The organism is Pseudoalteromonas byunsanensis (assembly GCF_001854475.1).
GTDB lineage: Bacteria > Pseudomonadota > Gammaproteobacteria > Enterobacterales > Alteromonadaceae > Pseudoalteromonas > Pseudoalteromonas byunsanensis.
Window position 1 is genome coordinate 1 of the sequence record NZ_MNAN01000032.1, and the last position, 25,203, is coordinate 25,203.

Annotated in this window: 18 protein-coding genes, 1 tRNA gene and 1 rRNA gene; 8 read left to right on the forward strand and 12 right to left on the reverse strand. The window is 40.8% G+C overall.

Annotated elements, in window-relative coordinates; translation table 11 throughout:
• Positions 1-47 precede the first annotated feature (47 nt).
• Positions 48-1,586 (reverse strand): 16S ribosomal RNA (locus BIW53_RS11995).
• A gap of 641 nt (positions 1,587-2,227) precedes the next feature.
• On the opposite strand from BIW53_RS11995, the gene BIW53_RS12000 reads away from it, so the two are divergent.
• From BIW53_RS12000 to BIW53_RS12010, 3 genes are all read left to right on the forward strand, one after another.
• A complete protein-coding gene (locus BIW53_RS12000; RefSeq protein ID WP_070992270.1) occupies positions 2,228-3,646 on the forward strand; it encodes an alanine/glycine:cation symporter family protein in 1,419 nt (472 codons plus the stop codon).
• A 123-nt stretch (positions 3,647-3,769) separates the two neighbouring features.
• Positions 3,770-3,846 (forward strand) — tRNA-Pro (locus tag BIW53_RS12005).
• Positions 3,847-4,425: 579 nt separating this feature from the next.
• Positions 4,426-5,736, forward strand: a complete 1,311-nt coding sequence (locus tag BIW53_RS12010) for a hypothetical protein (protein ID WP_139158838.1) — start codon at positions 4,426-4,428, stop codon at positions 5,734-5,736.
• A gap of 164 nt (positions 5,737-5,900) precedes the next feature.
• On the opposite strand, the gene BIW53_RS12015 is transcribed toward BIW53_RS12010, so the two are convergent.
• From BIW53_RS12015 to BIW53_RS12025, 3 genes are all read right to left on the reverse strand, one after another.
• Complete coding sequence (locus BIW53_RS12015) at positions 5,901-7,235, reverse strand: bifunctional DNA primase/polymerase (protein ID WP_139158839.1); 1,335 nt, start codon at positions 7,233-7,235, stop codon at positions 5,901-5,903.
• Between the two features lie 89 nt (positions 7,236-7,324).
• The gene (locus tag BIW53_RS12020; RefSeq protein WP_070992273.1) at positions 7,325-7,561 is read right to left on the reverse strand and encodes a MerR family transcriptional regulator; all 237 of its coding nucleotides are present in this window, start codon (positions 7,559-7,561) and stop codon (positions 7,325-7,327) included.
• A gap of 301 nt (positions 7,562-7,862) precedes the next feature.
• Positions 7,863-8,054: a hypothetical protein gene (locus BIW53_RS12025; protein WP_070992274.1), complete on the reverse strand. Its 192-nt coding sequence runs from the start codon at positions 8,052-8,054 to the stop codon at positions 7,863-7,865.
• 95 nt (positions 8,055-8,149) lie between these two features.
• Here BIW53_RS12025 and BIW53_RS12030 point away from each other — a divergent pair, with 95 nt between their 5' ends.
• Positions 8,150-8,416 (forward strand): helix-turn-helix domain-containing protein, encoded by a 267-nt coding sequence (locus BIW53_RS12030; protein WP_070992275.1) that lies wholly within the window; start codon positions 8,150-8,152, stop codon positions 8,414-8,416.
• 186 nt (positions 8,417-8,602) lie between these two features.
• Here the strand turns inward: BIW53_RS12030 and BIW53_RS21215 are convergent, their stop codons facing one another.
• Positions 8,603-8,731, reverse strand: coding sequence for a hypothetical protein (locus BIW53_RS21215; protein WP_281179878.1), 129 nt, complete (start codon positions 8,729-8,731; stop codon positions 8,603-8,605).
• Positions 8,732-9,605: 874 nt separating this feature from the next.
• Between BIW53_RS21215 and BIW53_RS12035 the strand changes: the two genes are divergently transcribed.
• The 4 genes from BIW53_RS12035 to BIW53_RS12050 all read left to right on the forward strand — a co-directional run bounded on the left by BIW53_RS12035 (position 9,606) and on the right by BIW53_RS12050 (position 14,153).
• Positions 9,606-9,827 carry a hypothetical protein gene (locus BIW53_RS12035; protein WP_070986916.1) on the forward strand — a complete coding sequence of 74 codons (222 nt, stop codon included), beginning with the start codon at positions 9,606-9,608 and terminating at the stop codon, positions 9,825-9,827.
• On the forward strand, positions 9,820-10,701 hold the full coding sequence (locus tag BIW53_RS12040; protein WP_070992276.1) for a site-specific integrase: 882 nt from the start codon (positions 9,820-9,822) through the stop codon (positions 10,699-10,701). The genes BIW53_RS12035 and BIW53_RS12040 overlap by 8 nt, the downstream gene beginning before the upstream one ends.
• A gap of 89 nt (positions 10,702-10,790) precedes the next feature.
• Complete coding sequence (locus BIW53_RS12045) at positions 10,791-12,914, forward strand: retron Eco8 family effector endonuclease (RefSeq protein WP_070992277.1); 2,124 nt, start codon at positions 10,791-10,793, stop codon at positions 12,912-12,914.
• Positions 12,915-13,049: 135 nt separating this feature from the next.
• Entirely contained in the window at positions 13,050-14,153 is a 1,104-nt protein-coding gene (locus BIW53_RS12050; RefSeq protein ID WP_070992278.1) for a reverse transcriptase family protein, read from the forward strand.
• Between the two features lie 62 nt (positions 14,154-14,215).
• Here the strand turns inward: BIW53_RS12050 and BIW53_RS12055 are convergent, their stop codons facing one another.
• The 7 genes from BIW53_RS12055 to hrpB all read right to left on the reverse strand — a co-directional run bounded on the left by BIW53_RS12055 (position 14,216) and on the right by hrpB (position 24,985).
• A complete protein-coding gene (locus BIW53_RS12055; protein WP_070992279.1) occupies positions 14,216-15,397 on the reverse strand; it encodes a helix-turn-helix domain-containing protein in 1,182 nt (393 codons plus the stop codon).
• Between the two features lie 3 nt (positions 15,398-15,400).
• On the reverse strand, positions 15,401-16,096 hold the full coding sequence (locus BIW53_RS12060; protein ID WP_070992280.1) for a hypothetical protein: 696 nt from the start codon (positions 16,094-16,096) through the stop codon (positions 15,401-15,403).
• Between the two features lie 179 nt (positions 16,097-16,275).
• The gene (locus tag BIW53_RS12065; RefSeq protein WP_070992281.1) at positions 16,276-17,535 is read right to left on the reverse strand and encodes a tyrosine-type recombinase/integrase; all 1,260 of its coding nucleotides are present in this window, start codon (positions 17,533-17,535) and stop codon (positions 16,276-16,278) included.
• A gap of 1,065 nt (positions 17,536-18,600) precedes the next feature.
• Positions 18,601-19,326 carry a glutaredoxin gene (locus BIW53_RS12080; RefSeq protein WP_245699406.1) on the reverse strand — a complete coding sequence of 242 codons (726 nt, stop codon included), beginning with the start codon at positions 19,324-19,326 and terminating at the stop codon, positions 18,601-18,603.
• A gap of 407 nt (positions 19,327-19,733) precedes the next feature.
• A complete protein-coding gene (locus BIW53_RS12085) occupies positions 19,734-20,672 on the reverse strand; it encodes a S41 family peptidase (protein ID WP_070992284.1) in 939 nt (312 codons plus the stop codon).
• Positions 20,673-21,199: 527 nt separating this feature from the next.
• Complete coding sequence (locus tag BIW53_RS12090) at positions 21,200-22,405, reverse strand: hypothetical protein (RefSeq protein ID WP_070992285.1); 1,206 nt, start codon at positions 22,403-22,405, stop codon at positions 21,200-21,202.
• A gap of 153 nt (positions 22,406-22,558) precedes the next feature.
• Complete coding sequence (hrpB, locus tag BIW53_RS12095; protein ID WP_070992608.1) at positions 22,559-24,985, reverse strand: ATP-dependent helicase HrpB; 2,427 nt, start codon at positions 24,983-24,985, stop codon at positions 22,559-22,561.
• Between the last annotated feature and the right edge of the window lie 218 nt (positions 24,986-25,203).

A 25,203-nucleotide genomic window follows, 5' to 3' on the forward strand; every position in this document is an offset into this window, starting at 1 on the left:
AACAATCATCTGTGTGGACACTACGAACAAATTAGTTCTAAATCGTATAAGGAGGTGATCCAGCCCCAGGTTCCCCTAGGGCTACCTTGTTACGACTTCACCCCAGTCATGAATCACTCCGTGGTGAACGTCCTCCCTAAGGTTAGACTATCCACTTCTGGAGCAACCCACTCCCATGGTGTGACGGGCGGTGTGTACAAGGCCCGGGAACGTATTCACCGCGGCATTCTGATCCGCGATTACTAGCGATTCCGACTTCATGGAGTCGAGTTGCAGACTCCAATCCGGACTACGACGTACTTTAAGTGATTCGCTTACTCTCGCAAGTTCGCAGCACTCTGTATACGCCATTGTAGCACGTGTGTAGCCCTACACGTAAGGGCCATGATGACTTGACGTCGTCCCCACCTTCCTCCGGTTTATCACCGGCAGTCTCCTTAGAGTTCCCGACCGAATCGCTGGCAACTAAGGATAGGGGTTGCGCTCGTTGCGGGACTTAACCCAACATCTCACAACACGAGCTGACGACAGCCATGCAGCACCTGTATCAGAGTTCCCGAAGGCACCAATCCATCTCTGGAAAGTTCTCTGTATGTCAAGTGTAGGTAAGGTTCTTCGCGTTGCATCGAATTAAACCACATGCTCCACCGCTTGTGCGGGCCCCCGTCAATTCATTTGAGTTTTAACCTTGCGGCCGTACTCCCCAGGCGGTCTACTTAATGCGTTAGCTTTGAAAAAGTTGTCCGAGGACCCCAGCTTCTAGTAGACATCGTTTACGGCGTGGACTACCAGGGTATCTAATCCTGTTTGCTCCCCACGCTTTCGTACATGAGCGTCAGTGTTGACCCAGGTGGCTGCCTTCGCCATCGGTATTCCTTCAGATCTCTACGCATTTCACCGCTACACCTGAAATTCTACCACCCTCTATCACACTCTAGTTTGCCAGTTCGAAATGCAGTTCCCAGGTTAAGCCCGGGGCTTTCACATCTCGCTTAACAAACCGCCTGCGTACGCTTTACGCCCAGTAATTCCGATTAACGCTCGCACCCTCCGTATTACCGCGGCTGCTGGCACGGAGTTAGCCGGTGCTTCTTCTGTAAGTAACGTCACAGCTGAATGCTATTAACATCCAACCTTTCCTCCTTACTGAAAGTGCTTTACAACCCGAAGGCCTTCTTCACACACGCGGCATGGCTGCATCAGGCTTGCGCCCATTGTGCAATATTCCCCACTGCTGCCTCCCGTAGGAGTCTGGGCCGTGTCTCAGTCCCAGTGTGGCTGATCATCCTCTCAAACCAGCTAGGGATCGTTGCCTTGGTGAGCCATTACCTCACCAACTAGCTAATCCCACTTGGGCCAATCTTTAGGCGTGAGGCCCGAAGGTCCCCCACTTTGGTCCGTAGACATCATGCGGTATTAGCAGTCGTTTCCAACTGTTGTCCCCCACCTAAAGGCATGTTCCCAAGCATTACTCACCCGTCCGCCGCTCGTCATCTTCTAGCAAGCTAGAAATGTTACCGCTCGACTTGCATGTGTTAGGCCTGCCGCCAGCGTTCAATCTGAGCCATGATCAAACTCTTCAATTAAAAGTTTTTTCTGTCCCGAAGGACATGCTCAATGAATTCTGATTTTTGATATTCACCTAATAAAAGATGAGATATCGAATTGACTGTGCTGCAACAAGTAAACTTGTTGCTGTTGGTCACTCACTTTCCATTTAAGGAAAAAACATTGAGACTCTAAATTTGTTTGCATCCCTACCGAAGTAGTTCTGCTGTTAGAACTCAACCTGTACGAGTGCCCACACAGATGATTGCTTCATATTTTTAAAGAACGTTTCGAAATGCTTTCGCGTTTCGAGGGATGTGCATTCTAAGCATTCCCTATTTTTTGTCAACACTTAATTTTTAAGTTTCTTGAGAAGCTTTAAAGTTAAGTTTTACTCGACCCTGACTCAGTTCGATTTGCTTAAGTTGCTTAGCGCTCCGTGTCAGTGGGGTCGCATTATAGGGCGGCGAATAAAAAGCGCAAGCGGTTTTTTGCAGAAAATCACTCTTTTTTTAATCCTTTTTACCTATACACATTTACACACCAGCAGCGAACAAGTTACCCACAAAACCCTGTGGATAACCCTCCTGTTATGACCTTTGAAAAGACTCTTCTATATATATGTGGTAGATTAGCCGCCCTAATTTACTCGTTCATATAATAAGTAGGCTTTGTAGTTATGGCTGATATATTAAACTTTATTAGTGGATTGCTTTGGGGACACGTTCTCATCTATCTATTAATAGCAGCAGGTTTATTCTTTACGCTCCGTTTGGGCTTTATTCAATTTCGACAATTCCCTTATATGGTCAAGGTGATGACTAATAGCCGCAGTGGTGCCGATAATGGGATCTCCTCCTTTCAGGCATTTTGTACATCACTTGCTGCCCGTGTTGGTACAGGCAACATGGCAGGCGTTGCGGTTGCACTTTATTTAGGGGGTGCCGGCGCAATTTTTTGGATGTGGCTTATCGCCCTAATTGGTATGGCCACCAGCTTTGCCGAAAGTACCCTTGCTCAGCTTTACAAAACGAAAGATGAAGACGGTAACTTTCGTGGTGGTCCTGCTTATTATATGGAATATGGTTTGGGTAAACGCTGGATGGGTGTTTTGTTCTCGCTATGTTTGATCCTGGCTTTTGGTTTAGTGTTTAACGCCGTACAGGCCAACTCAATTGCCGCCGCGTTTGAGGTCGCCTTTGATGTACCGAAATATGCTATGGGTGGTATCTTAGTCGTTGGCTCTGCCTTTATTATTTTTGGTGGCTTAAAGACTATCTCGCGCTTTGCGGAATTAGTAGTACCATTTATGGCACTCGCTTATCTGCTCGTTGCTATCTATATAAGTGCTATTAACTACGATTTGCTTCCAGATGTGTTTATGCAAATCATCTATAGTGCATTGGGTATAGAACAAGCAGGCGCTGGGGCCATTGGCTACGCAGTGATGCAGGCGATGATCCAAGGTATTAAGCGTGGCCTATTTTCAAATGAAGCGGGAATGGGTAGTGCTGCCAATGCCGCAGCAACCGCCACACCTAACCCTAACCACCCTGCTTCACAAGGCTATGTACAAATGCTAGGTGTGTTCGTAGATACTGTGGTGATCTGCTCTGCAACAGCTGCACTCATTCTATTGTCGAACCAGCTTGTGCCAGAGTCTGGAGTAACAGGTATTGCGCTGACCCAAGCCGCTTTGGTTGAGCATGTGGGAGAATGGGGCGCGACCTTTATTGCAATCGCCATTTTATTCTTTGCATTTACCTCTATTGTGGCAAACTACTCATATGCAGAAACCAACTTGATGTTCTTAGAGCACAATCATAAACACGGCATGTTGGTTTTCCGATTATGTGTTTTAGGCATGGTAATGTTTGGCTCGATTGGTGAGCTAGGAGTGATCTGGACCATGGCCGACGTATCTATGGGCTTGATGGCAATCGTGAACGTGGTTGCTCTGTTTATGCTTTCAGGTTCGGTTATCTGGCTATATAAAGATTACAACCAACAACTTAAATCTGGCAAAACTCCCGTGTTTGATGCTAACCAACACCCAAAGATTAAGAAGACCCTGCCTGAAGGTATTTGGTTTAAGTAACCCATACGAAAAGTGTGACTGCTTGTTTAGCAGGCAGTTACACCTCAACAAGCTTATTTAATGTCCAAACAAACCAACTACTTATTGCCTTTCAAAAAAATATCCGTATAGTTACACCCAAGTCGGCATATAGCGCAGCTTGGTAGCGCACTGTCATGGGGTGTCAGGGGTCGCAGGTTCAAATCCTGCTATGCCGACCAGCTTTTCCTTACCCTAATCAATAAGTTATATCAATTTGCTTTCTATTTTTCGCACTAAGCGTAAGCAATATCTAACTCTATATCGCACATTTATCGCACCATATTTATCTAAAATTATTTTCTCATTTTTAGGTTGGATTAGGTGTTGATTGGGGGGGATATATAGGAAGACAGCTAATGGCACCTTTGTTACCTTCCTCACGATAGAGTTTTATAAAAGCTTTTCAAATACAAAGTTTCCAATTAACTAACTATTGATTGTAGTAGCTCATACCGAACCATTTACTTTAATTAATTAGGCTGGGATTTAGCCTGACAGGCAAGTTTGAGTGATAAACGGTCAGCCAGGTGAGTTATTTGACGAAGTAATAAAGAGGTTTATTGTTATTCCTCACTCATTAAAATAACCTTCAAAAAGTATTGACCACTACACAATATTTATATCTGGTAATAAGTTACACCATTTGCTAATGATAGAAACTGGTAAAATAAGGACGTATTCTTGCCAAAATAGGCAATATGTCCTCTGATAAAGGTACTAATTTTCAGTCATTAAAACTAGTGGTCCGAGGCATACAAATGAAAATTGATGAATTTACTGATACATATTCTGATGATCTCATACATCTACAAGAAGCTCGTACAGCTCTACTCACACACCCTCTTCGTAATGAAAACAGCGATTTGTGCAACGCTTCTTTCTGCAGGATTTATTCTATTATGATGATAGGAAGCATAGAGGCAATGCTGGAACGATGGTGTGAACGTGATAACTTTAATATTTTGAACGAATACTTTGCTCCGGGTATACCTAATGAAAATCGTATAAAGAATCTGCGAGAGGTTTTCGTTGAGAAAGGAATCAATGTTCAAGCTAAAGTGTTCGAAGATTATCTAGCAATAAAATATATTCGCAATGCTATTGTCCATGCTAGTTGGAAAACTGCCAAAGGTAAACTTAAACAAGACCAACTTGACTGGATCAATGAAAGAGGCTTTCCAACCGATACTCGCAAACTTACGTCTAAAGACTTGGAGCGTTTCGAATGGGTAAACGAAAATATGATGTTCTATATCGCCCTTACTGGATTAGATGGTGTTCGAGCTAGACCTGATTTAGTTGATATCGCAATCTCTCCTTCTCAGTTACATGATACAAATGGCATTATTAATCAATCAGATTGGCCTAAAATGTATTGGTCTAACATTGAAAGGATATCTTCAGAAATAAATAAAATGATCGAAAGTGCAGCTAACCGACCAGGTCTTGGCTGGGCATGTGATTTTACAGAAGTTCAACTTGAGAAAATGCCAAATGATAAATTGGAAAAGCAATTTTACCTTTCAGCATTATCTGCGAAAAAAGACAATTTTGATGGTCTAGTAGACAAGAACAATCTTGCGGATAATGCACTAATGTGCTGGGAACAATTTGTTTCGCAGACTCCAGTATTTGAGACGTTTAATGAAAAAACTGTAAAATTAGCTTTAAAGACTTTGAGAGTAATGCTTCAAAATAATATTCATCCCAAAGATCATATTTTACCACCATTATCTAAAGATGCGCCGTTCGAGATTAAAGAAAAATTGTTTAGTATGTGCTTTGAGCATTTAGGATCTTTGACCATATTAGAAATTATTGAAGCATATGACCTAGGGGAAAAAGCAAAATTTGCTATTGGTAATATTACACCACTAAATTTATTTGCTATTCAGCTACCAATACTTGCACCTGAAAGAAACGATGAATGGCGACAAAAGGCCCAATATATTGCTGACATTTTCGAGATAGGTCAATCATGGTACTCATCAATAGAGGGGTATTCATCACCCCAATCAACTATTGAGTTTTACCGTGAAATGAGCGCTCTTCTAACTAAAGACAGTTAACAACTCAATCTCAGTTACGCCTACGACTCAACTGAATAAGGCGTTACCTATATTCGCGCGTGGCACTTATGTGACTGTAAGAGTTGATAAAGTACTATTTATCAATATCTGACAGAACAAGAGAATTACATCAAACTTTGAGTTGGAAATGCAGGTATTCACCCTTAGCAAAACCAATACCTCTTTACAGTTCGTAACCCTACCCCAGCCCTTTCCGCAACTTGTCTCTGAGTGGGCTTTTTGCCTGTTTCTTTTGTTAGCTGTTTAATGGCTTTCGCCACAATCTCCTGAGAGTTATTTCGCTTTTTAGCAGCCGTACTTTTGGCAGCTTTACTCTGCCTTTGCGTTATTTCATCTTTTGATAGCTTAACTTTGGGTTTCGTACATAAATACTCTGGACAGTAACCAAGCAACTCTTCTAAGTATTCAGCTAAAGTTTCTTTTCTGTAGTTATAAATTGTTATTTTAGCGGTTTTTGTTAAACCGTCTAACTCTTCGAGTGAAAAACCTATCAGCTCCTCATTGATTTTTATCAGCTTTTCAAAAGCTGTCTCTTTATTCAAGTGCTGAAAGGCAACAAATAGAATGAACGCTGTTTTATCTCGTTTGCCTTTAGGCACCTTGCCTTGCTTGCGAAAATGAATTTGAATGGTGTTAATACACTTTAGCCACCAATCCTTGATGTTGTGTCCGTAACGCCTCTGAATTTGTTGTTTGCCTTCATTGCTTTTAGGTTTAAATGGCAACCTAACAACTCTGGACTCTTTTTTGATTTTTAATTCATCTCTTAATGACTCCAAGTTGAGGCAATTTAGTAACTTTTTAAATTGATACTTTGGCCCGCCACTAAAAAACCTTGCTTGTAAGCCTGTGCGTCCATGAACAGAGCCTGGTATGCGCAAATTTCCATAAGCTCTTTTTGATGCAATAGTATCGATATGCCAAAAAGAACTTATGTTTTTTAAACTCTTAATAAATATGTTTGCTACCAACTTCCACAGCTCTTTATTAACTTCTGAAGCTTCTACAGGGTCATAAATCCAATATAAATGTACCCCACCAGAACCAGAGCAAACATAACCTGTAAAGGGTGGTAATTGATTCTTTTTTAATTCTTGAAATACTTCTTCAATCAGATCATGTTCAAGCTCGCGCACCCTTCTTACATCAACTTTTTCAGTAACATCAATATCAATCCAATTAGCCCTGAGGAGCGCTAAATTTATCGCTTTTGGCCAGCTGTAAAACTCGTTTGGACTATAATAATTATTAACCGCTTCACTTTTGCAATTTAATACTCCTTGGACATACCTCGTTGTTTTCCTTTTAAAAGTCTTTAAATCTGTGACCTTACTGGACTTTCTGTTTCCCAATAAAAAGATCTTTCTACCTGATTCGTGATTATTACTAAAAAGTGCCCTCACATATTTGGGTGAATGAAAATCTATTAACTCGTAAAAGTCTTTTGGTGAGGCAATAGCATACTCTGGCCACGACACAGGTGGCCTTTCTTGTAAGGCAAGCATATAATTTGAAGATGCAAAGTGCGGTTGGGGTATCGCCGGTCAAGCAACCCCTTTCGCCTTTCTTACATCTTCACCCCTTCAAAACGAGCAAGCCATTGCTCAACGGTTTCCCATATAAACAAACGTGACTTGCCTAACTTGATTGAAGGTGGCGCTAAACGCTGTATTTGGTAGCTTTCTGGATTTTCACCAGCTTCTATTGCTTTTAATTGAGCACTAATTCGGTTGTGGATTGTGCGAGGTGATACTTGTAGTAGCTCAGCTAAGTCTTTTACTGAAATAATTTGAGGTGATGACATGACAGCCCTCCAATACGTTTAATGGAGCGAAGGGCATCATTCATGCACTTATGCACGACGCTGCATATGCAGCAATGTCTTTCCTCTTTACGTATTGAAGGCAGCCATAAAGGCGCCTGTTTTCAGTCACCGAAGTGACTCCCTTCGCAGGAACGCAGCAAACGTGCGCATTCGTGAATATAAATGATTGAGTGTGAGGTATCAAGAAGTTGGGAGTAACTTTTGCGCTAGTAATTTACTAGTCTTCTAATTTAAGATAACCGTGTATAACACATCAGTCTTTAAAGTCGTATGTACGCTGCTAATAATAAAACTCCCCCCTGTCGTCAGCTTCTCGTGCTTCTTGCTCTGTATATTCGTCACCATAGAAGTTTACGTTACCCATTCCATCATTGTGTTCATCAATAAACTGGTCTTGGTCTGATTTTTTATAGTCATCGATCATGACTTCAAGCGCTATTAACGCGGTTGCTTTCAGTGCTTTTAAAAACATGGTTTAACCTCTCACTTTAAAACTAAGGATTCCTGAGTATCAGAATACCATTAAAGCTAAGAGACTCTTAGTTTTCAAGAATTAATTGATTTACGATGAAAACAAATGACGAGTCGCCCTTTCCAAAGCGCTTAAAAGAAGCACGAAAGAGGAAAGGTTTATCTCAAAAACAGTTAGGTATTTTGGCGGGAATGGACGAGTTCTCAGCCTCTGCGAGAATGAACCAGTATGAAAAAGGGGTTCATGCGCCCGATTTCAAAACTGTCAAAGCACTCGCTAAAGTTTTAAACGTACCAACTGCCTTTTTGTTTTGTGAAGAGGATGATCTTGCTGCGCGAATAGGCATGTATAGAGATGATTAGGTTATTAGTATCCTATCAGAACTTGTTATCACGAATACGAATTTTTTCTAAATGAAGCGCGTAAGAGCATTCTGGGGATCTTTATTGACCCTCATTATGTAAACTGCGAGTCACTTCTTCAGAGTCACTGTAAACAGAATAGTTAAAAGAAAAGCTACCTTCGGGTAGCTTTTCTTTTAACTAATACTACTTTTTTGAAGATTTACTTGGCTTTAGATCTGGGGTATTTCCCGGAGTGTTTTTATTATCGCGTCGTCGTTGATCAGGCTTACCTGTAGAATCAGCAATTGGTTTTGGACCTGGTTTTAGAGCCATTGTGATTTTCCTTAATTATCTGAGAGCAAGTCGCTCCATTACTATATATGAACGACACCTCATATTATCAATGGGCAAAATATAACCAAACATTCACTACAATGTGATTTAATTACTAACAGTATGAATTTATTCCACATTTATACATGATAAAGAATTAAAAATTCTCACACTCATAAAGTCATTGATCAATTAAGTGCAAACAGCTTTGTGTGACGTTTTTAATTTGCGTATTCAGTAACAGTAAAGGACTAGTAACCTTCCTTGCTTACATAGTGAAACAACACTGCAAAAAACACGACCAAACTCAAAATTAAGATATTACCGACAATAACGGGACCCATATTTTTACTCCAACGCTCGCTACTTCACTAAGCCTAATTGAGTTTTTGTACACCTGCAAATTTGCTAAAAACCAAGCCCTTTTAACCGAGGCATCATGAGCAATTTCCTCCTCTTTTAAAAGGGGCTACGCCCCCCGCTATGTCGAAGCGATAAATCGCTCGCTTCATAGCGGGGGGCTTGGATTTGCTGAGCTTATACGCAGATTTTTATTTGCAGATTGAAAGCGATCTTATTTAACGCTAACCTAAACTTGATTTAGCCCTTTGGGCATTGAAGAAAAACGGCGCTGCTCAGCTGCCGACAACACGTAGTGAGGACCCTCACTGTTTTAATATTTATGTCATGCCGCGCCACATTTATGGCGCTTTTCAAATTCGGCGCTTAGTTGCTGCCGCTTCCACGTATCTGAGGTTTTTATTTTAGGCGAGATCAGTCCGAGCCTTGCGCTGTTGCGCTTAACTGGGGCGAATAGGCTTTAGTGCCGCTGAGCAACTGTGTTGCCAGTTAATCTTACAACCAAGGAACAAGCATGACTTTTAACCCAAATACTGAAGTCGCTTTATTAAAAGCGCAAACAAAACTACGTGCCCGTAAACGTCATAAATCATCCAAACTTGATAAGTACCGCACTCAACTTTGTAAACTATATGACGAGGGTGCAACTAAAGCTGAGTTACAACGCTGGCTTGCTATGAGAGGTATCGTTGTACAATGGACGACCGTTAAGCGGTGGCTCGATAAAAATGCCTAAATTTGCCAAGCCCAGTACACAAGCTAAAAACGTAATCAAAGGGCTGACCAAAGCAAAACATATACGCTCTTTAGGCACAGCTAGAAACTACGAACAGGCACTAAAAACGGTTGCCAGCTGGTCAAAGGATATTGGTATAAACGGTATTCAATCTATGACGATTGAGCAAGCTCGTATGTATCTCGATTACAGAGCCGAGATCGTTGGCCAAAAAGCCCTAGATATGGAGCGTCAAGCAATACAAGCTATGATGCAACTAAACGGTAAGCTACAGCCAAAAGAAACACTCTATCGAGTAAAGTCATGTTTAGAAGAAATCAAGCGCTCTCGAGCTTACACTACAGATCAAGCCAGAGCTATTTCACATCGGCAAACAGCAAAGCATCAACTCGCTACACAAATCGCCTATGCCGCAGGCCTGCGCGCCCATGAGCTTTTAACGCTTGCCAAAGCTAGTGAGCGAAGCCCAGACAAACGCCCTGCCCTAGATTCAAAATGGCATGGTCGAAGCGGCGAGCTGTATACCGTGCAAGGTAAAGGCGGCTTAATTCGCCATGTGCTGATTCCAACCACACTCGCTAATAAACTAGAACAACAACGTTTAGCGCAACCGATAACTGATGTAGACAGAAAAATTAACTACCTTCAGCGCTATGACATCGCTGGCGGTAAAAAATGGTCTGATTCTTTCTCTAAGGCGTCAAACCGCGCACTGTTATTTTCGACTGGCGCGCATGGTCTTAGACATAGTTATGCTCAAGAGCGGATGGTTGAGCTGAAAAGCTTGGGGTATAAGTATGAAACGGCCTTAGAGACCGTTTCGCAAGAGATGGGGCATTTTAGGGCTGAGATTACCGAGGTTTACTTATATTAAATATTGGTTACCAAAATGGGTAGCCTTACAGCAATGTATTAGGTAAGGTTAGACTCATTCAATAGAAATAGCTAAATAATTACTTTCTAATGGCAATTAAGAATATAAAAATAACAAACTTGCTATCTTTTGATGAGCTAGAAATAGATGATCTAGAGGATGTCAATTGTATTGTAGGTAAAAACAATGTAGGTAAATCTAATCTACTCAAAGCCTTAGCGTTTTTCTATAACAAACTAGGTGGCTTAGAAGAACTCCCACCTAAATTAAACTCTAACTACTCATTTAAAGGAAGTATATCGTTAACATTCGATACTACGAGGTTGTTTAGGATTTCTAGGCGTAACACATCCAGCAAGTATTTTGATTTTATTAATAGAAAATTAATTCCTTTGCATAAGAGAAGCCCTTTTGCGCTGCAAACCTATGACAAAGACCAAACACTATTCACTTTGACACTATTTGTATATAGCAATGGCTCTGTAAAATGGTCAACCAAAGACAAGAAAACTAGAGACCTAATATTATATCTTTTCCCATTTTTTTATATTGAGCCTCGCCACATGAATTTACATGAATGGGATGGGTTGTGGGATCTCATTGCAAGAATAAAGTCGTTTAACCTATCAAATATCAAAAATGATGATGTAATAGACTTTTTTGATGACATCATAAGTTCCGGAGGCGAAAATTCTTACAAAAAATATATTATGGAGTTGAATGAGGTATTTTCAACAAAGCCAAGCACCCAGAAAGAAAAGGTTTTGAGTTATATTAAAGCTGGACTAAGAGGCTATAGATTTGAAATTGATGACAACGATTTAAAGCTTCAATCAGATGGAACAAACTCCTTCCATTTTATCAACACATTTTTAAGAGTTTTAATTACCATTTCAAGGAGAGAGTACATAACGCCTTTTGTATTCATTGATGAACCTGAAATCGGTCTACACCCCAAGATGATCGAGGTTTTAATTCATGGTATTTATGAGAGTTATAATTATAATATAAATAACAAAAACAATTTTACTAGACCAAAGTTATTTATTACCACACACTCACCGAGCATTGTAAAAGAGGCAATAAAGTGCTTTAGGGATAAACAGCGCGTATTCTGTTTCCAAAAGCAGAAGCAGTCGTCAACGAAAATTCACCCACTTAATTCAACCTACGACAGTGAAAGTTTCATCAACATATTTAGTGATAACGAATCTAGGCTCTTTTTTAGCAGCTTCATTTTATTTGTAGAAGGAGAAAGTGATATGGAAGTATTCGGTAATATGAGGCTATCGAGACACTTTCACCATCTAAAAAGCATCGATATATACAAGAGTAGTAGTAATGTAGTTGGAGAAAGAATTAACCCATCCTATTCAAACTCCTCTATTCCATATTTATTTTTATTTGATGCAGACAAAGCGATTACAATAGCTGGAAACCCGAACAACTATACTTTAAATTTGGAAAAAAATGGGAACTATTTTAGCTTAAAAAAAGAAGCTCTCGAGCTCGAGTATAGAAAGTACAAGTTTGGTTTCAGCCGTCAGTACAAAGAAAGAAAGATAAACATAGGCATGATAATAAAATATTCAAACACGGATCTAAAAGTAGAATTAACGAAACAGATTTTTTCAAAAGACAGTCAATTTGATGTTATTTTCGATGCTATAAAGAGGCATTTGCTTCTTAAAAATGTTTACTTAAATCGAACAACCATCGAAGGTTGTTTAATTCAAGAAGCTAGCGCCCCAATTTTATATAAGTGGCTAAACTATAAGTATAACATCGATATAAGCCCTGTTATAAATAGGGTTAAACAAAGTCGCTACTTAAATGAAAAGATGATAATCGATTATCTACGTGTCATTTTCGATGGTAAAACTGACACCTTAGTAGACTACAGCTCATTCAATCCAGAAGCATTTAGGCAAGCTATTTCAAATGGTAGAAAATTAAGCGCCAAGTTGAAGAAAACAAGCAGAAGAGCCAAGTTCATAATGGAAGAACTTGAAAATTGCACTGTGAAAAATAGACACTTGTCAAAAACAAGCGGATGGATAACTGAATTCTTAAACTATTCAATTATACAAATTGAAGCTGAATGTATAACAGATAAAAAGAAATTTGGAAGTATATTTAAACTGTATTTCCCAGAGTTAGATGATATAATTAAGCGGCTTCAACCCGATAGTAGAGGGGAGATAAAATTGTAAAGTCTTTATCTGAGGGCCTGTTCCTCCAGTCTTCGGACATAGTCCCATTGATTACCACTCAGTTGGCTATATTAGCGTGTAGAGGGGTCACACCTGCGGTGTAATGATGTTCTTTTGTATCGGGTTGAAGCACCTATGAATAATAAAATTATCAAAAACGACTTTTTTGAACAAGCTGTTCTTAAAGGCAAGACACAACTTTTAAATAAATTTACTCCCAGTGCAGTAGAGCGAACCGTTGGCAATGATATATTTTTCGAAATCCCCAAAGATAGTGACCATTTTCTAATTAACAGAAGGATAGAGCAGCTTATTCTTTCGTCTATCCCCGTTAACTCCTCCTGCTGCGGCTTTGTAAAAGGAAAATCTTACCTCGACTTTCTCAAACCACACATTAAAGGCTATTATTTTTTACGGTTGGACATAAAAGATTTTTTCCACTCTATACAGCTTTCTGATATCAAAGCACTTCTTGGTGATTATTTTGAAGATGATAAAAAAAGTTTCAAATATTCGCCGTTAGACATCGCACTAATGAGTTTAACGCACTCTGTTAGCTCAACACATCCTGCAAAAGATATGAGAGGCAAGACAATTTTGCCTATTGGCTTTCCTTCGTCTCCTGTTATTTCAAATATTTTGTTTCGGAAAGTAGATATTACAATACAAAAGTTTTGTGAGGATAAGAAAATAACTTACAGCAGATATGCTGATGACCTACTTTTTTCTTCAACAAGCAGTAGGTTCCTTCATAGTGAGCAGTTTGAGAAAGAGATATCTATCTTCATCTCAATGTTGACGCTAAGGTTGAAAAGAAAAAAAAGAATCGCTGGTGAAAATACTATTTCGTTAAATGGCTACACAATACAAAACAAGAAAAAAAGCAATGTATCATTCCTGAGAGACTACCAGCAAGATCCAATTGGCAGTATTCGATTATCAAATAAAAAGCTCAAAACTCTAAAGAAGCTAGCGGCTAGCCTTATTAAAAAGCATTCTGCCGTTTCAATAATGGAAAATTTATTCGGCTTATCTTTCCAAAAGTTTAAAAGGAATCACTTCCCTGATAAAAACTTTTACAGGAAATACGCTAGGGATCAGCTGCAAAATAAACTAAAAGGGTATCGCTCGTACTTAATATCTTGGGTTATTTTTGACGATAAACACTCTTGTGTTGCTAGTGATTTTTTATTAACCGCAAGGTGCTTGATTGATATTTATGAAAAAAATATCGAATAAACACTCCTTATCCAGATGATTCAAACATATTTAACATGTTCCCCGCCATTACGGGGAACACCCTAAAAAATTTTTACCACATCCGCTTTTTCACTTTTCACATTCCCTGAGCGATAACGGCTTTTGAGCTCTACAACATTATCCATATGGTGTGCGTCGTCAAAGTATCCCATTGGCAAACTCATTAGTTTTTCAGCGATATGAGGCGATAAAACCAACTCATGCACCAACTCAAGTTTGCTCATTAAATTTTCAGTGATCAGGTTAACCGTTCTGGGCAATACTCTAGGTATCTCAAACTCAATTTTGTCATCAAAAGGTTCTTTAGTACGCCACTTCCTCGCCGATAAACGCTTATAAAGATTTAGCTTTTGAGCATCATCAATTACTTCAAGATGATGCAAACGCATAATCATCGCAGCAATTGAAACCTTCCACTTCATTTTTAAAGCAAGTAAAGATTCAACCGTAACGTATTTAACCTCGTTTAAAAACGCCCTTTCAGGCATCAAAAAAGCGCCAGCAAATAAATGCGCCTGCCGTTCAATTTCTGCATGATGCTTCTTGTGTTCGCCATCAGTCACAAATTTGTGTAATACCAAATGTCCTAATTCATGCGCTGCATTAAACCTACTTCTACACCCATTACTTTTGTCGTCAGCTAAAAAAACGAATGGCCGTTTGGTATTCGGGCACCAAAAAGAAGTTCCATCAATTTTTTGATAGCCAATTTCATCCCGAGTAACAAATGCACCACAATTTTCAATAGCCAATACCATATTTGGCACAGGTCCAGATTTAACACCAGCAGCCTCACGAGTAGCCAAAGCAAATACTTCAATTTCCTCGTCAGATAGCTGCAAAAAGTGGGTGCTATTTTCTGGTAACCGTATATCAGGCCAGCTCACATATTTTGAAAGCGTTTCAGTTAACTCAGATAGCCAATTAAGCCTAACTTTTGTTGTCATCCTACCTCTACGAGACGACGAAGCCATGCTCCTATAAAAATACGTACTATCTGCACCATCACTCAACTCCTTGATAAACCACTCAATTGGCTGGTTAAGACACCTACTCAATGCCTCAACCTTCTCAATTTCAGGTTTTAGTTTCCCACTTTCCCAGTTGGTAACAGATGCAGGTGATACGCTAACCATAGTTGCAAGATCGCTTTTGGATATACCTAAAACCTCTCTCGCTTGGGTTAACCGCGCGCCTTGAAAACCACCTATACCCGCTCTCATTTTTTACCTTTTAAATATATCTTTTTCTCGGTCAATCATGACGTCTTTCAGCGCTGGCATTGCCATATCTTCCATCGCTTCCAACTCTTCATTACCATACATACCGAGAATTAATTGCAAACTTACGAATAAATGATAGTCCGTCCAATCTGAATAAGGAACTGCTACATATATCCCCTCAGGCTCCGTAGCATCACTCGCTATTTTACTTTTATGCAGAATATATAAAGCAATATGAATCGTATTTTTAACAGCACTTTTCTGAGTGTTATCAAGAATGTCATCAAAATGCTCGAACCTTAATTGATGCGGCTCAATCACCTCGTTCTTCTTCGCCATCTTCTTTCTATGCTTGGCTGGGCGCTTCTTCTCATCCGTATGTGCTTCACAGTGACTCATCGAAATCGACCCATTACTATAAATAGTATAATACTCCCCTTTTGGCTCCGTGCTTTGAAGAGCATCGGGACCAAACATATTAACGAAGACCTGATCCACTGCATATCGGTGCATCTGTGGCTTAGCTCGATTGGCAACATCAGGGCGGTGCTCTAATGCATATGACACATCACGTGCATACTCTACATGAATCGCATTTTCTAACTGTTCTAAAACTTCTTTGTCTAGATTATCAACAATAAACTTAACAATTCGTTGTTGTGATTCATTAAGACGTTCAAACTTACTTCTATCAACCATTAAATTGAGTCTCCGCAGGTGATTTAGTTAATGTGAAATGTTGGGTTATTTTTTTAGTTATAACGAATATAGCACATTTCACAACTAGTTTTGCAACTACTATGGCTGTTTCTCGAAATTACTTTTATATGTTTATTTGACCAGTAAGAACTTAATCCGGTTGATGTCAATACTAATTATCAGATCTTATTAAACTTTCGCTCCCAAGCCGCTAGTACTCGTACTCTTTTCTCCATATACTCCTGCAAGTTATAAACCTTTTGCATCCCTTGCAATTGGTGGTTGAGTATCTTCTCAACCACTATCGGATCAGCGCCAATATCATCATCACCAAGTCGTGTAGCCATTGTTCTGCGCAGGTCATGGGGCACAAATTTAGGCACACCTAGCTCTTTTTGTTTTCGGTTTACCGCTCTTGAAAGTGAATGCCTATCGATGGGCTGTTCACCTACAGCGCATGTAGTACAGGTGGTACTTGGGAACACGTATTTTGAACCTAAATAGCTGAATGAAGCGCGTAGTTCATCAAGCATAATGATCATATTTTGGGTGATGGGTACTTTGTGGATTCGCTCCCCGCCTTTGTTTTGCTTTACTCGCTCGGCGGGAATGGTCCATATCATTCTATCAAAGTCGAATTCTTGCCACTGCGCGCCCGTCACCTCTATCGGCCTGCAACCAGTTAGAGCTATAAACTTCAAAGCGTAGATCACTTGCGTGCTTACGCCGAGCTTTGGTAGGCGCTCGAATACTTGTATCAGCTCTTCAAACTCAAGAGCGCGTGTACGTGGCTTTTCAATACCGCCAACGTTCTTTTTCTTGGCGGTGCTAATGGGGTTGCCCTGCATTAGGTCACGCTCTACCGCAAAATCAAACATCTGCTTAAGGATCGAAAGGGTTTTATTGGCTTGAGTACCTGCTCCCCTGTCGGTGATTGGGTCTAATACTTTGCTTAAAATGTCTCGGCGGGTAATGTCTTTTAATTTAACGCCCCCTATCGCTGGTAGCACGTCTTTTTCAAACATACGCTCAACTTCTAGAGGATCTTTGCGATTCACCTTGATATAGCGCTCTAGGAACTCTGTGAATAGCAATTCCACCGTTGGCGAGTGATCTTCAATAAATTGTTGCTTAATGCTTTGCTGTTTGGTTTCGTATACGTCTTCACCCGCAGCGATTCGCCCTTTTAAGCTTTCTACCTCTTTACGGACTTCTTTTAAATCTCGTTCGCCAAAATAGCCTAACAGGTAATTACGCTGCTTACCTTTTGCACCACCAAGTCGGTAGTTTAAATAAAGCGCTATACGTGGCTTACTATTGCCTGAAGCTTTTCCTATACGAGCGTGAAACCCACTTAACTTAGTATCATTTATTCGCTTTATTTGAGCAGGAACATTATTGAGCGTAGAGTCACTAAGCAGCATTTTTATCGTAGACATATGTAGCACCAATCTGACTAAATGAACTACATGCAGCATATATGTAGCATAAAAACAGAACAACTACTTATTTCTAATCGTAGCTAATCCCCCCTAATTTAAAATGCAAACAATTGATCTAATTAGCATTAAATGTTGACTTGGTAACTAATTAAATCTAATTAGAGCTACTTAAAACTAATCGCTATTTTTATGGGGTGTCAGGGGTCGCAGGTTCAAATCCTGCTATGCCGACCAGCTTTTCCTTACCCTGTTCAATTAATTAAGTCACTTTTCGCATACCTTCACTTAAGCCTTGTGCAAAATAAGTGCAAACGCCCAGCCAAAAAAACTGCAAAATACGCAGCAATTTTTGTGTGGCTAACACATCAAAAAAACAATCAAGTTACTGGCAGTGAGTAATAAATTTATTCCTTATCGACCTGCTTCTCCCTTTGTTGCTCAGTACTTGCACGACTGCATTATTTGCAACAAATACAGCGCGCAGGGTAAAACCTTAGCAAGTTTAAGTAACTACCCTATTTATCTATCCCTCCTCTATTGACCAATTAACAATCAGCTGATAGCTTGAAATTGCAGTGAGAAGCCAACCAACTTAGTTGTCGCTGCAACATAGCTTCAGTTATGGGCTCCAACTCAAATATAACGAGACACGGCAAGAGCTAAGTCATCGTACATTTCTAAAAAACAGGCGCTGAGATTATCAGCTGCCTTCAAGCACATATGTGCATGTTTTACGCATCAAAAATTCATATACAATTTTAGGAAGGAACTATGACTTTTAAATCATATTGCTATTTTGCAGGATGGTTGTTTATTGCCATCGCCCTATACTGCATTTATCACCTCTTCTTTATCACTATTGGGACCAGCTTGCTTGAAGGAACCCCCGTAAGCGTTAAAGAAGCTATGATAAATTTTGTGATATTGGCGTTTTTTGGGGGGCTTGGGACATTGTTAGTACACTTTAATAAGTCGTAAAGGGGCTACACCCCTTATCTAAGTACATATAAAGAACTCATCTATATAAAGAATCAACACTTTAAAGCAACTCTTAGTTTCTGCTCAAAAATAGCGAACCAACATAAACACTCCGGCGCCAAACATAGCCACATTCTCTGTCAGAGATATAAAGCCTAGAGGCACATCGGTGTCGCCACCAACACAGGCACATTTTAGTTCCTTTTTATCAAGATAAACGGCCTTAAAAACTGAGAATCCGCCGATAAGCCCTATGAATATTGCGATGGGTGCATAATAAATAGCAGGCAAAGTTGTGAGCATACAAACACCAGCGTATAACTCTAAGTAAGGGTACGCATAGGCGTATCTTAGCTGTCGCATAGCTAATACATCGTAAGTGATAAAGGAGTTTGTGAAACTATGAATGTCTCTTATCTTTTGTACCGCGAGTAAAACCATAGTAAACCCAATAAAGGACATCACCCAGCCTGTTACATTATCCGATGGGAACCGTATAGCAAATGTAACCAATAGCGCGACCAAAAATATTGAAATGACCGGCCAATATACGTTTTTCTTTGCCTTATTTGATGGCTTACCTAAATGCTCGCGTAGCGCTTCATAGCCACCAATTCGTTGGTCGTTAATAAACACTTGTGGTGTGGTATCGACATTGTGGGCGGCTTTAAACTCATCCGTTTGCTCTGTTGATTCGAGCAGTCGGTCATCGACTTTGAAGCCTTCTCGCTCTAACAAATCTTTGGCTCTTAAACCAAATGGGCAAATATGCGATGAGGTATGCATTCGATAAAGTGTTACGTTTTTCATTGGTAGCTCTCCCTATTTCATGACAAACATAGGTAGAAATTACCAACCAACTAAATCTCTTAGGTAAAGCCTACCGATTTTGCCGAAAGTTAAGCTTAGTTACTGTACACAATAACAGCCAAAACAAAGAACAGCCACTTTAAAGCAGTCAACTTAGCCTCGCTGATGTTCGTACGATTTACTTATGAATTTATCTTCACACATAAAAACACTCAGCGAAAACAGCATTTCACAGTGATGATAACAGGTATATGGAAAACTGATTTGTCGCTACTATATACGATATTGAATACGATATTGATTTATAGAAGCAACCATATCTTCTAATCTCTAGGTCTTTTTTTTTGCTGTTGCCAGAATAGTCATTTGCGTGGCTTTTGGCTCTGCTCCTGTGCCTGAGCTGCTACCTAATATGCTGTGGTTTGCTGAATAAGACTATACGCCCTTTCAAGTGCACTTTCTCTTGAGGTTATGTAGTCAGGCACAACGCCTTCTTCGTTCCAGGTCATGGATGGGTCTCGGCCTGTTATCAGCGCGCGGGTCATGGCTAACGTCAGGTTGTCTCCTACATTAATGAGTGCTTCTATGCTGGCCAACCCTAGAGTTTCCTCTCCAACAATAACGGCTCGGCCCATTTCTTGTAATGAGTAACTAAACAACTCCCATGGGCCACTAACAAATGAGGAAGTCAATATATAAAGCGGCATATCTGTATCAAACTGTTTGACACCTTCGGTGCCTACAGCAGTGATTTTTTCAGTACCATTTCGCGAATAAATTAACCCAACCGTTTCATTAGGTTTGATAAAAAACCCCAACATCTTTTTGGTCAGCGCTAAGTTACCTTCATCAACAGAACGTAAGTCTACTATTAATGCATCTACATCATGCAATGCTTTAAAATACTGCTCGGCCACTTCGCTACTTTTAAAAAATGTAAAGTTTCCTGAGATTTCAATGTAACCTACATTGTTATCAAGCACTTTGGACTCAATATTTGCTTGAGCGTGACCTAGTGAGCTTGCATGTCCATCGAGTGAAAAGCGGATGAGTTCAAAGCCGCTGTCTCCTGTTGCACTGTATAGCGCGCTATGAACCTGCGTTTTAAGCCAATGATAATCATCGCTTGCACTAAACCCACCAGCGGCGAGTTTGGCCTGCAGTATATCGGCAGCATGTTTTGCTTTTTCAGAGTCGATGTATGTGTCATTTACTGCTTGAGCAATATTTTTAATCACAACATCTGTTTGTGTAAGAGTAGCATCGGGTGTTTGACTGGCTGCAAGTACACTCGCAAAGGCTAAACAACCCACCATCCATAAAGCAGGTAACACTTTGATACGCATTATTTACTTTCCTTGTAGATAACAATTGAGAAGTAGAAACTCTTTTTATACCGAAAGATCTATGGCAACTCTGTTACTTTTCAAGGGGTAAGCACAACTTATTCAGATGAAGCATACAGCAAGCGTAAGAATAGAAACTGTATTTTAAATAATAAACCGTGATATTAAATAGTGAGTTATGTAAAACCACTCGTTTAAGGTGATGAGATTCTGAAACAAGTTCAGAATGACTAAACAAGTTCAGAATGACTAAACAAGTTTAGAATGACGAAACAAGTTCAGAATGACGAAGCAAGTTCAGAATCACGAAGCAAGTTCAGAATCACGAAGCAAGTTCAGAATCACGAAGCAAGTTCAGAATCACGAAGCAAGTTCAGAATCACGAAGCAAGTTCAGAATCACGAAGCAAGTTCAGAATCACGAAGCAAGTTCAGAATCACGAAACCAATTAGGAAAACGTCACTGCTCAAACACACATGTCGTCCTCCTGACGAAGGTCAGGCTCTCTTAAGCAAGTCGCACTAACCTTATTCAGCCCCTTTACCGCGCTCTTCATACTCACTGTGAAAATACTCTCCAAGGCCTTGCATGAGTGCAGCATGAACTTTTTGGTCTTTTTCTATTTGCTGAGACACAATAGCTGGGAGGCCTGATAAAAAGGCATCAAGAAGTCCAGCAGAAAAAGCCTCTGAAGCTGCATCAGAGACGTTATCGTAATTTTCAATCGCAATGTCAACAATATCTCGGGTTGCATCATCTATGTGTTCTTCTACAAATTCATGGGGATCTGCCATTAGCTTATTATAAGCATCGCTCCAAACCTGAGATTCTCCTGTTGTTCCACTGGATGTGGCCGCAAGTGCGTGATATCCAGATTGTGAGTCTATTTGTAAGCCAGCAGGTTGATCCGTACGGTGCTGCAGTTCGTCATTTGACAAGTCACCAACTAACTTAGCGGGATCTTGCTTGGGCTTTAATCCATACGCTGAAGTATTCCCAAGGGCTGTACCTTGTCCATCAGTTGCCTCTCTGATTTTAGGGCTGCCCAGATCTGAGGTAATATTTGCTGTGTAGGCGGTAGCCCCCACCTTACTCGTGTCGGTCACGTCATTCCACGGGCTGACCGTGGCATGAAATGTCGCTTTGGCGTTGCTCGCATTAGCGCTGGTATAATTGGTAGACCCTGATACAGAAACAGAGTACTTCACAGCGGTGTTATGTTTCCAAAGCGCATTTTTTACATAGTTCTCAGAGGTTGATAAGTGTTTACCATTGGCACCTTTTGAGATGGGGTACAGGTTATTATCAAGCGCCGTCCCGCCCAAATTATCATTCAGTAGGTGCCCCTTGACCGACATCGGTCCTTTCGCCTGCGGATAAACACTTTTGATCCACGCCATCAATCCATCTTGCGATGCGTTAACGCTGGCGCTTTGCCCCCTGACTGGATCGGCGGGGTCAAGCCAAGCATTCATGGTATGGCCAACAGTCACTGTTTGTGCGTTATTTGCAGGCCCATAACTACAAGATTGGCCAATATTCTCAATCACCGTTTTGCGCTGAATCGGCTGCTGATTTGCAGCCGCTTGTATTAACGTATTACCCGCTGAAGAGGTGGCTCGGTTATCTTCTAGATATCGGCCCTTGCTCGCAGATTTTGACTGCGCACCGGCACGCTGTAGTGTTGTTTGCTGGGGAGCAACATGCTCGGCATGCTTATTTGTGAGTATCAAGTCCTTGAACCTCTCTAGGATAACGTTTATCTCTGTTTGATGAGAAAACTCTCAACCTCAGATTCACCATCATATAACTATATTATTAAACTATCATGAGATAAAAACAGTGCAAAGTTTAAACTACGAAGCACACGTATTTATTCAATACAGCTACATACGGCTTTTTACCTTATTGGTCGCTTGCGCTGTAGCCGGATCATCGGGCCAGAAATGCTTCGGATAACGTCCTTTCATCTCTTTTTGCACCTCTTTATAGCTAGTTTGCCAAAAGTGAGCCAAATCCTGAGTGAGCTGTAGTGGTCTGTGGGCTGGAGATAACAACTCCATCAACAATGGTAGCTTACCATTACACAAAACTGGAGTGGCCAACAGGCCATATACCTCTTGCATCCTTACCGATAGCTTAGCAGGCCCATGCAATGGGTATTCAATTTTAATACTCGAGCCACTTGGTACTTGAATACGCTTGGGTAAAATCTCATCAAGCCGTTGCTGCTGGTTCCAATCCAGTAGGCCTTTAACGGCTGACATCAAATCAAGCTTTTTCAACTCGGCCAGCTTTTTCACGCTTACTAAATACGGTGCCAACCAATTATCGATACCTTCTAACAATGTAGGTTCGTCTAACTTTTCAAATTCCTGAGGATAAAAACGCTGTGCCAACGTCATGCGGTTAAGTAGCGGTTGTACCTGCTGATATTCATTAAACAACGCCAAACCATGCTTAGCGACTAGATTCAACCAAGCTTGCGTTCTGGCCTCAACGTCCAGCGCTTTAGTGCTTGGCTTAGACTCAATTACTAACGTCCCTAGCTGCACTCGCTGTTCGTGTAAAAAGCGCTCTGACTTTTCGTCAAACTCACATATGTCTTTTTCTACAAACAGGTGTGGTAGTGACTCTTGTAGTAATAACAGGTTAAGCTCTGTGGCGCTAAAGATGCGTTGTCCTTTGTGTCCACCAAGTGACGCAATGGCGATATAGTCACAATCCAACCAATGGGTCTCATGCGCATTCACGCCTGCACCATTAGCCAACACGAAACCTTGCCCTCGACTTTTAGCTAATCTGTCCGGAAACGCCAGCGCTACAAGCAAGCTCAGGTATTCGCAGTTAAGCGTTGAGCGCTCATTGATTTTTAAACGCTTTAACCAAGGTTTTAATGCCTGTGAGAACGATTTGTGCGGCTTTTCAAATTGGCTTTGCAGCGCAACACGCAGCTCGGGAGAAGCAGATACCCGACATTCCAACAAGGCAACTAAATAGCAGGCTAAATGACTGATCCCAGGCTTACTTTGCTCTAATTCCATTGCTTTTAAAAGCATATGAGCAAGACGCGGCTCAGTACCAAATTGGTGCATTTTACGACCTAGTTCCGTCACCTTACCTTGCTTATCAACCGCTTCAAGCATGTTAAGTAACTGATGTGCTTGCTGTAATGCACCAGACGATGGCACATCCAATAAAGGCAATTGCTCAACCTCTGAGCCCCAAATTTTCGCTTCGAGAACAAGACCCGCAATATCTGAGCTTAAGATTTCTGGCACATCGTGTCTGTCTCTGCGCTCAAACTGCTCATGTGAGCCTAGCCGGTATACAACTCCGGGTTCTATCCTGCCTGCACGCCCCGCCCTTTGCACAGCTGATGAACGTGAGATTGAAACAGTCACCAATTCGGTTACACCCGTTTTTAAATTAAATTGCGCCGCTCGACGCTTACCACTATCGACCACGATACGAATGCCTTCGATAGTCAACGAGGTCTCGGCCACATTGGTAGTGAGCACAACTTTGCGCAGACCTGCTTTTGGTGGCGCAATTGCCGCTTGCTGTGTGGCCTTATCTTGTTCACCAAATAGTGTGACGACTTGAATATCGGACGTCACATTTCCTTCAAGGCTTTGGTATATAAAGTTAATGTCTCTTTTTCCCGGTAAGAACACCAAGGCACTTCCGGATTGTTGTTGGAGGGCATTTAATATCAAAGAGGGCATGGCTTCGAGCCATTTTGACTCATCACGCAAAGGATGATAAACCTCACTGACTGGGTGGCTGCGGCCATCCGATGCCACGACTGGACAGTCTAAAAAGGCTTGATAGCGTTCGCTGTCTAATGTTGCAGACATCACTAGAATTTTAAGGTCATCTCGAAATGCAGCTTGGGTTTCCAAAGCAAATGCCAGCGCGGTGTCGGCAGCCAAAGAACGTTCGTGAAACTCATCAAAAATAAGCAAATCGACCCCTGCAAGCTCAGGATCGGATTGTAACATTTTTGTTAAAACACCCTCGGTGACGATTTCTAGCCTTGTATGTTCTGATACAGCAACTTCATTACGAATTTTGAGGCCAATACTTTGGCCTAAAACTTCATTTTGCTGGAGTGCCAGAAACTGAGCGATATTACGCGCAGCAAGGCGTCTGGGTTCTAGCATAACGATACGCTTAAAATAGTTATTTTTCACTAAATTAAGTGGTAACCAAGTCGATTTACCAGCCCCTGGTGGAGCCTGAAGTAGCACTGTATTATGTTGCTGCAACTGAGCAACTAACTTCTCATAAACGGCTTCAATAGGTAACACAACAACACTCAACATCATCTTTTTATTAATGTTAACATGTACAGTCAAGTAGGTATAACCATGACTCTTTCAAACTGAACAACAATCAACCACCTAACTTGCTATCTTTTAAGAAAAATATTATTTTTTCATAAAATTTTCTGTATAAATAAATAAATTCCACATTTAGATTAACTTTTGGTTATTTTTTTGTAAAAATAAGACATCGGATAGGTACC